1 protein-coding gene and 1 pseudogene are annotated in these 1,197 nt (G+C 69.8%); both read left to right on the top strand.

The genetic code is table 11. The features are described from left to right. Window positions 1-504: NifU family protein (locus AC04L7_RS19110; RefSeq protein WP_475513762.1), on the top strand; the 504-nt coding region annotated here is incomplete at its 5' end. Window positions 505-519: 15 nt separating this feature from the next. Further along, a pseudogene (locus tag AC04L7_RS19105) lies at window positions 520-1,197 on the top strand (hypothetical protein); the annotation flags it as partial.

Below are 1,197 nucleotides of genomic sequence, written 5' to 3'. Positions count from 1 at the left end.
CATCCGGGCACCGCGCAGGCCGATGCGCGGCTGGAATTCGCCGAGCCGCACGACCTGGCCGGCGATGAATGGGCCGTGGATTGCGACGGGTTCACCTTGTATGTCGATGCCGCCAGCGTGCATTGGCTTGACGGCGCCGACATCGACTACGTGCTGAAAGGCGCCAGCACCCAGCTGACCATCAAGGCGCCGCGCATCAAGGGCGAAGCGCCCGGCGACGCGGCGTCGCTGGTCGAGCGCGTGCGCTGGGTCGTCGACAACGAGATCAATCCGCAACTGGCGTCGCACAAGGGCCGTGTGGCGGTCGAAGAAGTCGGCGGCGATGGCGTGGTGTGGCTGCGGTTCGGTGGCGGCTGCCACGGCTGTGGCATGGCGGACGTCACGCTCAAGCAAGGTATCGAGAAGACGTTGATGGCACGCGTACCTGGCGTCACCGCCGTGCGCGATGCCACCGACCATGAAACGGGCGACGCGCCCTACATCCCGCGCGGCAACGCGGCCTGACGGGGTCCTGCGCCGGTGACGAACGCCACCGACGTCATCGCACACCTGCTGCCGCGCAAGGCGGCCACCATCGTCGAGCGCCAGACCGGCCTGCCGTTTGGCTGGGGCCTGTGGTTGCGTGCCTTGCCGGAGCGACTGGGCCGCATCACCCGCGAGAAGGCCGATGGCATCGTCGATGCGGTCGCGCTGCGTGCGCCGCGCGCCCGGATCGCGCCACCGTTCCTGCCCAGCCGGCTGACTGCGTTACGGTCGCTGTTCTATCAGGGCTGGGGTCCGCCGCCGCGCGAAGAGCGCTGGATGCGCTGGCTCGCGGGTTTCAGCAGCAGCCTGCTGCACCTGATGTTCTTCCTGTTCCTGCTGTGGGTGGCGCTGGTGCAGATTCCGCCACCGCTGCCCGATGCCGGCGACAGCAGTCGCGTGAGGCTGGAGATGGTCGGCGACGGCAGCCCGGATGACGTGGGCGGTGCCGTGCAGGCGGGCGAGACCGCCAGCGAGCAGACCGCAGCGGCGACGGCGTCTACCGCCGCTGCGCCGTCACTGACCTCGACTCCGCCGCAGCCGACCGAAACGCCCCCGCCTTCGGACGCTGATGCACCGGAGGTTGCGGTGGACATGCCGCCCTTACCGCTGCGCGAGGTGCCGTTGCCGGAGATTGCGGAACAGCCGCTGCAGGTGACCGAGGTGGCCGAACCC

Source organism: Pseudoxanthomonas sp. LjRoot204_2, assembly GCF_056175765.1.
This window is presented reverse-complemented; position numbering and strand designations above follow the sequence as displayed.